The following is a 15,725-nucleotide window of genomic DNA, read 5'->3' as shown; positions in this document are numbered from 1 at the left end:
CGAGGGAGTAACTCCTGTGCGCTCATGTTCCCCCGTGGCCGGGGCGGTGTCGACGAGCCCGTTTGGTGAAGAGGGCACGGGCCCATGGCCGCCGCCCTCTCCGCTGTGGCGGAGGGGGCAGCGGCCGGACGGGTCAGGCGAGGTGGCGGGCCACGACGCGGGCGATAGCGGCGAGGGGGGCCGGCGCCGTCATCTCCCCGTGCGTGCAGTCCACCTCGTGGACCTCGATGTCCCCGGTGACATGGTCCGACCAGGTCCCGGCCGTGACCGGGGTGCGTCCCGGCGTCGTGGCCACAAAGAGCAGCAGGGATCCGTCGAAGACCCCTGCATCGTGGCTTCCGCGCAGGTTGGACACGTCCACGAAGACCCGGGCCAGTGAGGCGAGGCCGTCCGGTCCCAGTTCGGCCAGCGGACTGTCGGACGCACCCGGGTCATGGCCGACCGAATCGATGAGCGCCGGCCACACCTCGGGGTCGTCGTAGGCGATCTGCTCCCCCGCGGCCCCCTTCGTCATCGGCTCGGCGTCGAGCACCGCGAGGAACTCGACCTCCTCCCCCTGCGCCCGCAACCGTACGGCCAGGGCGTGTGCCGCGGCCCCGCCGAAGGACCAGCCCAGCAGCGCGTACGGGCCCTGCGGCTGGACGGAGCGGATCTCGCGGAGGTAGTCGTCCAGTACGTCCTCGACGTCGCGCGGGGCTGCCCCCGGCTCGCTGAACCCGTGGGCCTGGAGGCCGTAGACCGGCTGCTCCCGGTCCAAGTGGGCCAGCAGACCGCTGTAGCACCAGCTCAGGCCGATCGCCGGGTGCACGCAGAAGAGCGGGCGCCTGCCTCCGCCCTCACGCAGCGGCAGCAGCACGTTGAGCGAATCGCCGGCCGGTCCGCGGCTGAGCAGCGCCGCCAGCAGGGCCACGGTGGGCGCTTCGAAGAGGGCCCGAACCGGCAGTTCACTGTCGAAGGCCGTACGGATCCGGCTGATCAGCCGCGTGGCGAGCAGGGAGTGGCCGCCGAGCTCGAAGAAGTCATCGTCGATCCCGACCCCCTCCACTCCGAGGACGTCCCCGAACAGGCCGCACAGCGTCGCCTCGACGGGGTTGCGGGCCGGGCGGCCCTCCCGTGGCGGCAGGGCGGGCGCGGGCAGCGCCCGGTAGTCGAGCTTGTTGTTCGGGGTGAGCGGCAGCTTCTCCAGCACCAGGGTGGTGCCGGGGACCATGTAGGCGGGCAGGGAGCGGCGGGCATGCCGGTCGAGCGCGCCGAGGTCGATCTCGCCGTCGCCGACGAGGTACGCGACGAGCCTCTTGTCGCCGGGCCGGTCCTCGCGGGCGACGACCGCGACCTGCCGGATGCCGGGGAAGGCTGCGAGCACCGACTCGATCTCCGGCAGCTCGATGCGGAACCCGCGGATCTTGACCTGGTTGTCGGCGCGGCCCACGAAGTCGATCAGCCCGTCGGCGGTCCAGCGCACCCGGTCGCCCGTTCGGTACATCCGGGAACCGGGCGGGCCGTACGGGTTGGCCACGAAGCGGTCCGAGGTGAGGTCGGGCCGGTTCAGGTAGCCGCGGGCCAGGCCCGTTCCGGAGAGGTAGAGCTCGCCGGTGACGCCACCGGGGACCGGCTGGAGCAGGTCGTCGAGCACATGCGCCGACATGCCGTCCAGCGGACGCCCGATGGGCACCGGGGCAGGTACGTCCGAGGCCTTGCGCCAGGGCGCCGAGGTCGCGAACAGCGTGGTCTCCGTCGGCCCGTAGTTGCTGCGCACCAGCAGGTCCGGGCAGTGCTCCAGGACGCGCCGGACGGCCACCGGGGACACTATGTCGCCGCCGGTGATGACGACCTTGACACCCGCGAAGCACTGGGGGTGCTCCTCGGCCATCACGCGGAACAGGCCCGCGGTCACGTCGACGCCGGTGATCCGCTCCTCCTGCATCAGCCGGGCCAGCCGCTCGAGCGTGAGGTCGGCCTCAGGCGCGATGATGCTGGTGCCACCGTGCAGGAGGGGGTACCAGAAGGAGTAGGTGGAGGGATCGAACTCGTACGGGGTGAGCAGGAGAACTCGGTCGTGGTCTCCGGGGACCAGGATCGAGTCGTTGACCAGCTCGAAGACGTCCTGGTGGGTGACGGCGACGCCCTTGGGCTTACCGGTCGAGCCCGATGTGTACATGACGTAAGCGAGCTGTTCGCGGTGGGCGGGCACGCGGGGGTCGTCGAAGTGGTTCCCGGCGGCGCCGGCGTCCCCGTTCCCGCCGTCCTCGCCCTCCGGGCCGGTCACGACCACGGTGTGCGCCACGGGCAGGCCGCGGTCCCGCATCACCGGGTCGGTGAGGAGGACCTGCGCACCGCACTCCTCCAGGACCACCTGCATGCGGTCCAGCGGGGAGGCGTGGTGCAACGGTACGTAGTACGAACCGGACTTGAGGATCGCGGTGAGGGCGACGACCAGGTCGACGGTGCGGCTCATCAGGATGGCCACCGGCCGCTCCGGTCCGGCGCCGGCCGCCAGCAGCCGGTGTGACAGCCGGTTGGCCCGCGTATCGAGCTCGCGGTAGGTAAGGCTGCGGCCGGCGCACCGTACCGCCACCGCGTCCGGTGTGCGCTCCGCCTGGTGGCGGAACGCCTCTTGCAGGGAGGGCTCGTTGAAACGGTCGACGGGCTCGGGGCCGGCGCCCTGGAGGGCGAGTGCGGCGAGCTCCTCGTCGCCGAGGATGTCGATGGCGCCGATCGGGGTGGCGGGGTCGGCGGTCGCCGCTTCGAGGACGCGGACCAGGCGCCGGATCAGGGTGTGGACGGTGCCGGCGTCGAACAGATCCACGGCGTAGCCGACGAAGGCACGCAGCGGGCCGGGCCGGCCGTCTTTGTCCTGCTCCGCGTGGAAGTTCAGGTTGAGGTCGAACTTCGCCACGTCCAACAGGCCCTCCACGCCCTCGACCCGGGCACCGGGCAGGTCCAGCCCGGGTCCGGAGCCGGTGCCCACCTCCAACATGATCTGGAAGAGGGGGTGGCGGGTGGTGGAGCGGGGTGGGTTGAGGGCTTCGACGACGCGGTCGAAGGGGATGTCCTGGTGGCCGTAGGCGGCGAGGCTGGTGTCGCGGACGCGGCCCAGGAGTTCGGCGAAGCCCGGGTTGCCGGAGGTGTCGGTGCGCAGGACGAGGGTGTTGATGAAGAAGCCGATGAGCTGGTCGAGGGCTTCGTCGTTGCGGCCCGCGACCGGGGTGCCGATGGGGATGTCGGAGCCTGCCCCGAGGCGGGTCAGGAGGGCGGCGAGGGCGGCGTGGGCGACCATCGTGAGCGTGGTGCCCGTGGCACGGGCCAGCTCCGCCATCCGCACGTGCAGCTCGGTGCCGAGGTCGAGCTCGATCACCTCGCCCCGCTGACTGGAGGCGGTGGGCCGGGGCCGGTCGGTCGGGTACTCCAGCTCGACCGGCAGCCCGTCGAGGGCTTCCTTCCAGTAGGCGCTCTGGCGGCCGAGGGCGGAGTCGGGGTCGTCCTCGCTGCCGAGGATCCGCTCCTGCCACAAGGTGTAATCCGCGTACTGCAGTGGCAGCGGCGCCCAGTCGGGCGCACGGCCCGCCAGGCGGGCCGCGTAGGCGGCGCTCAGATCGGCGCCAAGCGGGGCCATCGAGGCGCCGTCCGTGGTGATGTGGTGGAAGACCAGGGCGAGTACGTGATCGCTCTCGCTCCCTGCGACCGAGACCAGGGTGGCGCGCACCAGCAGATCCGCGGAGAGGTCGAAGACGCGGCTGCCGAGCCGGTCCAGCGTCTCGGGCAGCTCGTGTTCGGCGCTCGTCGTCCGCTCCAGGACGAAGCCATCTGCGGGCCTGATGATCTGAGCCGCCGTGCCCTCGGTCTCGCGGTAGACGGTGCGCAGGATCTCGTGCCGCTCGACGAGATCACCGAGGGCGGCCTCCAGCGCGCCGGAGTCGAGCGCACCCCTGATGCGGTAGTTGACGGGCACGTTGTAGGTGGCACTGGGGCCTTCGAACTGGTCCAGGAACCACAGGCGCTGCTGCGCCGCCGACATCGGGATCACCTCGGGCCGCGGTGCGGCGTCCGGAGCGGACTGCGCGCGGTCCGCCGAGTCCAGTCGTACTGCCAGTTCGGCGGGGGTCGGGGCCTCGAAGACGGCGCGGACGGAGAGTTCGCTGCCGAAGGCGGCACGGATCCGGCCGATCAGCTTCGTCGCGAGCAGCGAATGCCCGCCCAGCCCGAAGAAGTCGTCGTCCACGCTCACCTCGGTGGCACCCAGCACCTGCGCGAACAGCTCGCACAGCAGGCGCTCGGCCTCGGTGCCCGGGGACCGCCCGGTCCCGGCACCTTCGCGCACGGGAGCGGGCAGCGCCTTCGCGTCGATCTTCCCGTTGGAGGTCAGCGGCAGCGCGTCCAGGAGGACCACGGTGTCCGGGACCATGTACTCGGGCAGCCGCTCGGCTGCGAACTCCCGTACGGAGTCGGCCAGCCGCTCCGCGTCGGCGCCGTCCTCCGGCACCACGTACGCGACCAGTCGGCGGTCTCCGGGCACGTCCTCGCGGGCGACGACCGCGCCTTGAGCGACCCCGGGGTGGGCGGTGACGATGGCGCGCACCTCACCTGGTTCGATGCGGAAGCCGCGGATCTTGACCTGTTCGTCGTCCCGGCTGATGAACCACAGCAAGCCGTCCTCGGTCCACTTGACGCGGTCGCCCGACCGGTACATCCGCGAACCGTCACCGGCGAACCGGTCGGCGACGAAGCGCTCGGCCGTCAGGTCCGGGCGCTGGACGTAGCCGCGCGCCACGACGGACCCCGCGATGTAGAGCTCGCCCGGGACTCCGGGTGCGACCGGTTCCAGGTGCTCGTCCAGCACGTAGAGCCGGGTGTTCGCGATCGGCCTGCCGATCGGCACGGACTCGCCCAGGTCCTGGCCGGCGGCGATGTCGAAGACGCAGCAGCCGACGACCGTCTCGGTCGGGCCGTACTCGTTCGTCACCGAGGACCCGGGGGCGCGCCGCAGCCACTCCCGTACGTCGGCCACGGTGAGGGTCTCACCGCCGACGACCAGGCGCTGCGCCGCGTACGAGGCCTCCGTATCGGAGAGCAGTTCGCGCAGCAGCGGGACGTGAGCCGGCACCACCTTGATGACCTCGAACCCGCCCGCGGTGCGCACGGATTCGGCAAGGCCCTCGGCGCCTCCTTCCCGGCTGATCAGCACCGGGGAGCCGGCGATCAGGGGCAGCATGAGGCTCGTGACCGTGAGGTCGAAGGCGAGGGAGGAGTGCAGCGCGGCGCCGGAACCACCGGTCACGCCGTAGGCCCGCGCCGCCCAGACGACGTAGTTGACGAGTCCGCCGTGGTGGACGCCGACGCCCTTGGGGCGGCCCGTCGATCCGGACGTGTAGATCACGTAGGCGAGGGCCTCCGAGCCGGGTGTGACCCCCGGAGCTCCGGGGCACGCCTGAGCCAACGCGGCGTGCAGCCCCGGGTCGTCCAGGCAGACGAGCGGGAGACCGGTGTCGGGGATCCCGTCGCGGAGCTCCGCGACGGTCACGATCAGGCCGGCCCGGCTGTTGTCGAGCATGTACGCGACGCGGTCGGCGGGGTAGTCCGGGTCGATCGGCAGGTACGCCGCGCCGGCCTTCCAGACGGCGAGGATCGCGGTGACGGCCTCGGCGCTGCGGGGCAGGCACAGGCCGACCAGTGACTCCGGTCCGGCGCCATGCTCGCGCAGCAGCCATCCGAGACGGTCGGCCCGCGCGTCGAGTTCGGCGTACGTCAGCGACGTGCCGTCCTCCTCCGTCACGGCGACCGCGTCCGGGGTCCGGCGGGCCTGCGCCTCGAACAGTTCCAGGACGGTTGCGTCCGGCATCGGCTCGGCCGTGTCGTTCCACTCCACGAGCATGCGGCTGCGCTCGGCCGGCTCCAGTACGTCGATGGCGCCGATCGGGGTGGCGGGGTCGGCGGTCACCGCTTCGAGGACGCGGACCAGGCGCCCGATGAGGCTGTGGACGGTGCCGGCGTCGAAGAGGTCCACGGCGTAGCCGACGGTGAGTCGCAGCGGCCCGGGACGGCCCCGCTCGTCGTGGCCCGCGCGGAAGGTCAGCAGCAAGTCGAACTTGGCCACGTCCGGCTCGTCCTCGACACCCGTGACGGCCACCCCGGGCAGGTCCAGCTCGGGCCCGGTTTCGGTGTTGACCTGGAGCATGATCTGGAAGAGGGGGTGGCGGGTGGTGGAGCGGGGTGGGTTGAGGGCTTCGACGACGCGGTCGAAGGGGATGTCCTGGTGGCCGTAGGCGGCGAGGCTGGTGTCGCGGACGCGGCCCAGGAGTTCGGCGAAGCCCGGGTTGCCGGAGGTGTCGGTACGCAGGACGAGGGTGTTCACGAAGAAGCCGATGAGCTGGTCGAGGGCTTCGTCGTTGCGGCCCGCGACCGGGGTGCCAATGGGGATGTCGGAGCCTGCCCCGAGGCGGGTCAGGAGGGTGGCGAGGGCGGCGTGGGCGACCATCGTGAGCGTGGTGCCCGTGGCACCGGCCAGCTCCGCCAACCGCACGTGCAGCTGCCGACCGAGCTCGACGTCGACAGCGGCCCCGCGCTGGGAGGCGACGGCGGGCCGGGGCCGGTCGGTCGGGTACTCCAGCTCGACCGGCAGCCCGTCGAGGGCTTCCTTCCAGTAGGCGCTCTGGCGGCCGAGGGCGGAGTCGGGGTCGTCCTCGCTGCCGAGGATCCGCTCCTGCCACAAGGTGTAATCCGCGTACTGCAGTGGCAGCGGCGCCCAGTCGGGCGCACGGCCCGCCAGGCGGGCCGCGTAGGCGGCGCTCAGATCGGCGCCGAGCGGGGCCATCGAGGCGCCGTCCGTGGTGATGTGGTGGAAGACCAGGGCGAGTACGTGATCGCTCTCGCTCCCTGCGACCGAGACCAGGGTGGCGCACACCAGCAGATCCGCGGAGAGGTCGAAGACGCGGCTGCCCAGGGCGGCCAGCGTTCCGGGCAGTTCCTGCTCGGTGCATGTGGCCCGGGCCAGGCGGAAGGGCGCCGGAGGCCGGATGAACTGCGCCGCCCCGCCGTCGTCCGTCTCGCGGTAGACGGTGCGCAGGATCTCGTGCCGCTCGACCAGGTCCCCGAGGGCCAGCTCCAGGGCGTCCGCGTCCAGCGGACCGGACAGCCGGTAGTGGACGGGTACGTTGTAGGCGGCGCTGGGACCCTCGAACTGGTCCAGGAACCACAGGCGCTGCTGCGCCGCCGACATCGGGATCACCTCGGGCCGCGGCACCGCGACCGGAGCGGTCCGTACGCCGCCCGCGGGCCGCAGGCGCAGGGCCAGCTCAGCGGGGGTCGGGGCCTCGAACACGGCGCGGACGGAGAGTTCGCTGCCGAAGGCGGCACGGACCCGGCCGATCAGCTTCGTCACGAGCAGCGAATGCCCACCCAGCCCGAAGAAGCTGTCGTCGGCGCCGACGTCTTCGACATGCAACACCTCCGAGAACAGTGTGCACAGAAGGCGCTCGGCCTCGGTGCGGGGCCGGCCGCCGCCGGAGCCCTCGTACGAGGGAGCGGGCAGCGCCGTGCGATCGAGCTTGCCGTTCGCAGTCAGCGGCAGGACGTCGAGCACGACCAGCGCGGACGGCACCATGTAGTCGGGCAGCAGACCGGACAGGTGGGCCCGCAGCCCTGCGGCGTCCACGGCGCCGCCGTCGCGCGGCACGACGTAGCCGACGAGCCGGCGGTCGCCCGGCTGGTCCTCGCGGACCGCGACCGCCGCCTGTGCGACGGGCGGGAAGGAGCCGAGCACGGACTCGATCTCACCGAGCTCGATGCGGAAGCCGCGGACCTTGACCTGGTGGTCGGCGCGGCCGATGTACTCCAGCCGCCCGTCCGCCGTCCACCGTACGAGGTCGCCCGTGCGGTACATCCGGCTGCCGGGCCCGTCGAACGGGCAGGCCACGAACCGCTCCGCGGTCAGGCCCGGGCGCCCCAGGTAGCCGCTCGCGAGGCCGGCGCCGGAGACGTACAGCTCGCCCGTCACCCCAGCCGGTACCGCTCGCAGGCCGTCGTCGAGGACGTACAGCCCGAGGTCCGGGATGGCGCGGCCGATGGTGCTCCCGGGGAGCGTGGCGGCCGAGACTCGGTCCAGCGCCTGGTGGGTGACGTGCACCGTGGTCTCGGTGATGCCGTACATGTTGACCAGGGCCGGCGCGTCGTCGGCGTGCCGCTCGTACCAGTCGCCGAGGCGCCGCAGGTCGAGGGCCTCACCGCCGAAGACGACGGTGCGCAGGGCCAGGCGGGATCCGGTCAGCGGGTCCTCGGCATCGGCCTGGACGAGCTGGTAGAAGGCGGACGGGGTCTGGTTGAGCACGGTGACGCGCTCGTCGGCGAGCAGCTTGAGGAACTCGCCCGGCGTGCGGCTGACGGCGTGCGGGACGACGACGAGCCGTCCGCCGTGGAGCAGCGGCCCCCACAGCTCCCAGACGGAGAAGTCGAACGCGTACGAGTGGAAGAGCGTCCACGTGTCCTCGGCGCTGAATTCGAACCACGGGCGGGTGGCCGAGAACAGGCGGGTCACATTCTGGTGCGGGATGACGGCGCCCTTGGGGCGGCCGGTCGAACCCGACGTGTAGATGACGTACGCCGCGTGCTGCGGCAGCAGGAAGCCGGTCGCCGCAGGAGCGGCCCCGGCGGCTTCGAGCAGCGCGGCCGTGGCGGGGGTGTCGACCAGCAGGGAGGGGGTGTCCCCGGGCAGCCGGTCGACGAGGGCGTCGGTGGTCACGAGCAGGACCGGGCGGGCGTCGTCGAGCATGTACGCGATGCGGTCGGCCGGGTAGTCCGGGTCGATCGGCAGGTACGCCGCGCCGGCCTTGAGGACGGCGAGGAGGGCGACGACCAGCTCGGTGGAGCGCGGCAGGGCGACCGCGATGAGGCGGTCGGGGCCCGCGCCGCGGTCCGCGAGGAGGTGGGCGAGCCGGTTCGCACGGGCGTCGAGCTCCGCGTACGTGGTCTGCTCGCCCTCGCACACCACGGCCACGGCGTCAGGGGTGCTCGCCGCCTGCGCCGCGAACAGCTCGGTCAGCAGGCCCTGCGGCTCGTCTGCCGCGACCGGCGCGGCGAGCAGGGCGGCCCGCTCGGCCGGCTCCAGTACGTCGATGGCGCCGATCGGGGTGGCGGGGTCGGCGGTCACCGCTTCGAGGACGCGGACCAGGCGCCGAATCAGGGTGTTGACGGTGCCGGCGTCGAAGAGGTCGGCGGAGTAGCCGACGAAGGCGCGCAGCGGGCCGGGCCGGCCGTCCTCGTGGGAGAAGGCGCGCAGGTTCACGGAAAGGTCGAACTTGGCGCCGTCGCGGTTCACCGTCTCGCAGGTGACGGCCACCCTGGGCAGCTCCAGCTCGGGCCCGGTTTCGGTGTTGACCTGGAGCATGATCTGGAAGAGGGGGTGGCGGGTGGTGGAGCGGGGTGGGTTGAGGGCTTCGACGACGCGGTCGAAGGGGATGTCCTGGTGGCCGTAGGCGGCGAGGCTGGTGTCGCGGACGCGGCCCAGGAGTTCGGCGAAGCCCGGGTTGCCGGAGGTGTCGGTACGCAGGACGAGGGTGTTCACGAAGAAGCCGATGAGCTGGTCGAGGGCTTCGTCGTTGCGGCCCGCGACCGGGGTGCCAATGGGGATGTCGGAGCCTGCCCCGAGGCGGGTCAGGAGGGTGGCGAGGGCGGCGTGGGCGACCATCGTGAGCGTGGTGCCCGTGGCACCGGCCAGCTCCGCCATGCGGGTGTGAAGGGCCTCGCCGAGCTCGATCTCCAGGGCGGCGCCGCCCCGGGAGGCGACGGCGGGCCGGGGCCGGTCGGTCGGGTACTCCAGCTCGACCGGCAGCCCGTCGAGGGCTTCCTTCCAGTAGGCGCTCTGGCGGCCGAGGGCGGAGTCGGGGTCGTCCTCGCTGCCGAGGATCCGCTCCTGCCACAAGGTGTAATCCGCGTACTGCAGTGGCAGCGGCGCCCAGTCAGGTGCACGGCCCGCCAGGCGCGCCGCGTAGGCGGCGCTCAGATCGGCGCCGAGCGGGGCCATCGAGGCGGCGTCCCCCGCGATGTGGTGCAGCAGCACCACCAGAAGATGGTCCCCGTCCCCGAGTCCGATCAGGGTGGCGCACAACGGGATCTCGGCGGAGAGGTCGAAGACGTGTCCGCCGAGGGCGCTCAACCTCGCGGCCAGCCCCTCTTCGCTGCATGAAGCGCGGTGCAGCGTGAACGGCCCCGGCCTCAGGACGACCTGGGCCGCCCGGCCGTCGTCCGTCTCACGGTAGACGGTGCGCAGGATCTCGTGCCGCTCGACCAGGTCCCCGAGGGCCAGCTCCAGGGCGTCCGCGTCCAGCGGACCGGACAGCCGGTAGTGGAGCAGCAGGTTGTAGGTGGTGCCGGACGGCTCGAACCGGTCCAGGAACCACAGGCGCTGCTGGGACGGGGACGCCGGCAGCGTCCCGGGGCGCTCCGCCGGGCGCAGCGCGGGCCGGGCGCGGCCCGCCTCCGCGAGGCGGGCCGCCAGCTCGGCAGGTGTCGGCGCCTCGAAGACGGTGCGTACGGCCAGCTCCCGGCCCAGGACGAGGCGGATGCGGTTGGCCAGCCGGGTCACCAGGAGGGAGTGCCCGCCGAGGTCGAAGAAGTTGTCGTCCACGCCCACCGAGCGGGCACCGAGAATCTCGGCGAACAGCGCGCACAGCAGCCGCTCTTCGGACGTGCGCGGTGTGCGCGAGGACACCCCCTCGTAGCTGGGCGCGGGCAGCGCGCGCCGGTCCAGTTTGCCGTTCGACGTGAGGGGCAGCACGTCGAGTGTGACGAAGGCGGACGGTACGACCGCCGCCGGCACGCAGGCCGCGACGTGCCTGCGCAGGGCATCGGCGGGCGGCATCTCGGCACCGGGCACGGCGACCACGTAGGAGACGAGGCGCTTGTCGCCGGGACGGTCCTCGCGCAGCACCGTGGCCGCCTGGGCGACCTGCGGGACGCGGCCGAGTACGGCGTTGAGCTCGCCCAGCTCGACGCGCACACCGCGGATCTTGACCTGGTCGTCGGCGCGGCCGAGGAAGGCGAGACCGCCGTCTGCTCGCCGGCGCACCAGGTCGCCGCTGCGGTACATACGGGAGCCGGGCTCCCCGAACGGGTTGGCCACGAACCGCTGGGCGGTGAGGTCGCCGCGGTTCAGGTAGCCGTGGGCCAGGCAGTCGCCCGCAAGGTACAGCTCGCCGGGCACGCCGGCCGGGACCGGTTCGAGCCGCTCGTCGAGGATGTACAGCTGCGTGTTCCACAGGCCCTCGCCCAGCGGGGCGGCGGTCGGCCAGGCGTCGACGGAAGCCGGCAGCGTGGCGCTGGTGACGCAGTGCGTCTCGGACGGGCCGTAGTGGTTGTGCAGCAGCAGGCCGGGACGGGTCGCGTGGAAGTCCCTTACCAGGTCGGTCAGTTGCAGGGCCTCGCCCGCCTGAGCGACATGGCGCAGGGAGCGCAGGCCGAGCCGCTGCTCTTCGGCGGCCTCGTACACGGCGGCGATGACCAGGTCGGGCGCGAAGAACTCGGTGATGCGCTGCTCGTCCAACCACGCGGCGAGCCGGGCCGGGTTGAGCCGGGTGTCCTCGTCGGGCACGCACAGTGCCTTGCCGTTGAGGAGGGCGGTGAGCATCTCGTGCTCGGAGGCGTCGAAGCTGACGGCGCTGAACTGGGACACACGGGAGCCCGGCTCGCACGGGAACACCGAGGCGTTCCAGCCGAGCAGGTTGACCAGGACGCGGGCGGGCAGGACCACCCCCTTGGGGCGACCGGTGGAGCCCGAGGTGTAGACGACGTACCCGGGGCTCTCGTGCGTCAGCGGCGCGGGCCGGTCCTCGTCCGTCGGGGCGTGGCGGGCTGCCCCGGCCAGCCGCTCCAGGGTGCGCGCGTCGTCGAGATCGAGCACGTCCGGGTGACCGGACGGGCTGATCACGGCCGAGGTCCGGCCGTCGACCAGGCAGACGGCCGGGCGGGCGTCGTCCAGGATGAAGGCGATCCGCTCGGCGGGGTACTGCGGGTCGATGGGCAGGTAGGAGGCACCGGCCTTGAGGACGGCGAGGAACGCGACGACCAGGCGGGTACCGCGGGGCAGCGCCACGGCCGCGTGGCTGCCCGGTCCGACGCCCTGGGCGAGCAGCACGTGGGCCAGCCGGTTGGCCCGGTCGTCCAGTTCCGCGTACGTCAGCTCACCGTCCGGAGCCGAGACCGCGAGGGCGTCCGGGGTACGGGTGGCTTGCGCCTGCACCAGCTCCGCGAGGGAGGCGTCGGGCAGTTCCCGGGGCGAGGTGTCGGCCGCCGCGAGGACCTGGGCGCGCTCGCCGGGCAGGAACATGTCGATGCCGGACAGCGGGTGGTCGGGATCCGCGACGGCGCGGGCCAGCAGCGCCAGGAAACGGTGGGCCAGCAGTTCGGCGGTGGCCGGGTCGAACAGGTCGGCACAGAACTCCAGGCGCCCGGTGACGCCCGCCGCCGAACCGTCCGGCGCGTACCGCTCGGTGAAGGCGAGGAGCAGGTCGAACTGGACCGCCCCGGTCTCCAGTTCCGTCGACGACACGGTGAGTCCGGGCAGGGAGAACGAGTAGCCGTTCGCGTTCTCCAGCGTCAGCATCACCTGAAACAGGGGGTGCCGGGAGAGCGAGCGGACCGGGTTGACCGCCTCGACGACCTGGTCGAAGGGCACGTCCTGGTGCTCGTACGCCGCGAGGTCGAAGGCACGAACGCGCTGCAGCAGCGTGCGGAAGGTCGGGTCGCCCGAGGTGTCGGTGCGCAGCACGAGCGTGTTGACGAAGAATCCGATGAGGCTGTCGAGCGCCGCGTCCGTGCGGCCGGAGATGGTGCTGCCGATCGGGATGTCGGTGCCGGCGCCGTGGCGGGTGAGCAGCCCGGCCAGGGCGGCCTGGAGCACCATGTGGACGCTGGTCCGGGTGGAGCGGCCGAGGCGGGCGATCGCCGCATGCAGCTCGGGGTCGATGTCGAGGCGGACGGCGCCGCCACGGGTGCCGGCCACGGGAGGCCGGGGCCGGTCGGTGGGCAGCTCCAGCTCCTCGGGCACGCCGGCCAGGGCGGTGCGCCAGAAGTCGAGCTGTCCGGAGGCCAGGCTGTCCGGGTCGCCCTCGGAGCCGAGCAGTTCGCGCTGCCAGAGGGCGTAATCGGCGTACTGTACGGGCAGCGGCTCCCACTGCGGGGCTTCGCCGGTGAGCCGCGCAGCGTACGCCTCGTCCAGCTCCCGGGTCAGCGTCGGCATCGACAGGCCGTCGGTCCCGATGTGGTTGAGGGTGAGCAGGAGTACGTGCTCCTGGGGCCCGGATGCGAACAGCCGGGCGCGCAGCGGGACGTCGGTGGTGAGGTCGAACGGGACGAGCGCGGCCTCCCGCAGAGCGCGGTCGAGGTCGGCCGGGTGCTCGACGGGCAGGGCCGGGTGGACCTCCGCGGCGGGCAGCACGACCTGACAGGGCTCACCCTCGTACGCGGGGAAGACCGTGCGCAGGCCCTCGTGGCGTGCGAAGAGGTCACCCAGGGCCGCCTCCAGGGCGGTCCGGTCGAGCCCCCCGCCGATCCGGACGGCGATGGGAAGGACGTACGCCCCGGACGGCCCCTCCAAGCGGTGGTGGAACCACATGCGGTACTGGGCGGGCGACAGCGGTACGACATCGGGACGCGCGCCGCCGCGCAGCACGGGACGGCCGGCCGGCGCCTCCTCGACCAGCTCGGCCAGCTCGGCCACGGTGGGGTGCCGGAAGACGGCCGTGGGGGCGAGATCGACCTCGAAGGCGGTGCGGATCCGGCTGATCAGACGCATCGCCAGGAGGGAGCTGCCGCCGAGCACGAAGAAGTCGTCGTCGATGCCCGCGCCGGCCAGACCGAGGGTGTCGGCGAACAGCTCGCTGAGCAGCGACTCGTGCGCGGTGCGCGGTGCCCGGCCGGGGACGGACGCGGCGGCGGGCGCGGGCAGGGCTCGGTGGTCGACCTTGTGGTTGGGGGTCAGCGGCAGCCGGTCGAGGGTGACGAAGGCGGCCGGGACCATGTAGGCAGGAAGGCGGCTCTCCAAAGCTGCCCGCAGGACGTCGTGGTCGACCGCGCCGGAGGGCTCCGCGATGACGTAGGCGACGAGCCGCTTCTCGCCCGGCTGGTCCTCGCGGGCGGTGACGACGGCCTGGCGTATGCCGGGGAGGGTCGCGAGCGCGGCCTCGACCTCGCCGGGCTCGACGCGGTAGCCGCGGATCTTGACCTGGTCGTCAGCCCGTCCGGCGAATTCGAGCAGGCCGTCTGCGTTCCACCGGGCGAGGTCGCCCGAGCGGTACATACGGGTGCCGGGCTCGCCGAACGGGTCGGCGACGAAGCGCTCGGCGGTCAGGCCGGGCCGGCCCGCGTAGCCGCGGCCCAGTCCGGCGCCGGCGAGGTGGAGCTCTCCCGTCTCCCCGGCAGCGACGGGACGCAGAGCGCCGTCGAGCACGTACGCGCGCATGCCGTCGAGAGGGGTGCCGATCGGCACCTGGTCGGGGACGGCCGCGGCCCGGGTCCAGCGGGACTGCGTGGCGTAGAGGGTGGTCTCGGTGGGGCCGTAGGTGCCGCGCACGAGCGTGCCGGGGCAGCGCTCCAGCACGGTGCGGACGGCTCCGGCCGGGATGACGTCGCCGCCGGTGAGGACCTCGCGGACACCGGCGAAGCACTCGGGGCGCTCCTCGGCGAGGACGCGGAACAGGCCCGCCGGGATCTCGGCTGCGGTGATCCGTTCCTCGACGAGCAGCAGCGCGAGGCGGTCGACGGTGAGTTCGGCCTCGGTGGCGATGACGACCGTGCCGCCGTGCAGGAGCGGATACCAGATCGAGTACGTCGACGGGTCGAAGGCGTACGAGGCGACCAGCAGGACCCGGTCGTGGGCGCCGGCGGCGCCGAACATGGCGTCCGAGACGAGGTCGGTGACGTTGCGGTGGGTGATGGCGACGCCCTTGGGGGTGCCCGTGGAGCCCGAGGTGTACATCACGTACGCGAGCTGGTCGGGACGCACTTCCGGGGCCGGTCCGGCGGGTGCGGCCGGTGCGGACTCCGGCCGCACCCAGGGCCGGTCGGCCAGGACGGTGGCCGGGGTCCGAGGCGCACGGCTGCGCATGACGGTGTCGGTGACCAGGACCGATGCCCGGCTCTCGGCGGCGATCCACTCCATGCGCTCCCGCGGGAAGGCGGGGTGCAGCGGCAGGTAGTACGACCCCGTCCGCAGCACAGCGAGGAGGGCGACGACCATGTCGACCGAGCGGTCCATCAGGACGAGTACGGGGCGCTCCGCGCCCGCACCCTCGGAGACCAGCCGCTGCGCCAGGCTGTCGGCCTGCTCGTCCAACTGCCGGTAAGTCAGGCTGCGACCGGCGCACCGCACGGCCACGGCGTCAGGCGTTTGCGCCGCCTGCGCCAGGAAGGACGCCGGTACCGAACCCACGATCATCGTCACTCGCTCCTTGAGATGGTTGTCGCCGCCCCGGCGACGGGGGTACTGAGGGAGGTCAGCCGGCCTGGTCCATCTGGGCGACCAGACTGAGCGGCCGCATGTCGGTCCAGCTGGCGTTGATGTGCTCGATGCACGCCGCGCGGTCCGAGGCGCCGAACGTCGTGGTCCAGCCCTGCGGGACGGCGACGTACTCGGGCCACAGGGAGTGCTGACCCTCGGAGTTGACGAGGACGACGAAGCGGCCGTCGGGGTCGTCGAACGGATTGGCCATGGTTTCTCCTCGGTGGGGCCTGATGTGCGT

The 15,725-nt window shown here is 72.8% G+C and carries 2 protein-coding genes; both read right to left on the bottom strand.

The features are described from left to right. Positions 1 to 133: 133 nt before the first annotated feature. Positions 134 to 15,421, bottom strand: a complete 15,288-nt coding sequence (locus tag ACIA6C_RS15710) for an amino acid adenylation domain-containing protein (protein ID WP_399276062.1) — start codon at positions 15,419 to 15,421, stop codon at positions 134 to 136. Positions 15,422 to 15,479: 58 nt separating this feature from the next. Next, on the bottom strand, positions 15,480 to 15,695 hold the full coding sequence (locus ACIA6C_RS15705; RefSeq protein ID WP_399276059.1) for an MbtH family protein: 216 nt from the start codon (positions 15,693 to 15,695) through the stop codon (positions 15,480 to 15,482). Positions 15,696 to 15,725: the final 30 nt, after the last annotated feature.

This window comes from Streptomyces sp. NPDC051578, from assembly GCF_044454045.1.
GTDB lineage: Bacteria > Actinomycetota > Actinomycetes > Streptomycetales > Streptomycetaceae > Streptomyces.
This window is presented reverse-complemented; position numbering and strand designations above follow the sequence as displayed.

What these genes read in the sequence shown, in the direction of transcription:
- ACIA6C_RS15710 (WP_399276062.1), bottom strand. Translation starts at nt 15,421, where the DNA reads ATGATCGTGGGTTCGGTACCGGCGTCCTTCCTGGCGCAGGCGGCGCAA.
- ACIA6C_RS15705 (WP_399276059.1), bottom strand. Translation starts at nt 15,695, where the DNA reads ATGGCCAATCCGTTCGACGACCCCGACGGCCGCTTCGTCGTCCTCGTC.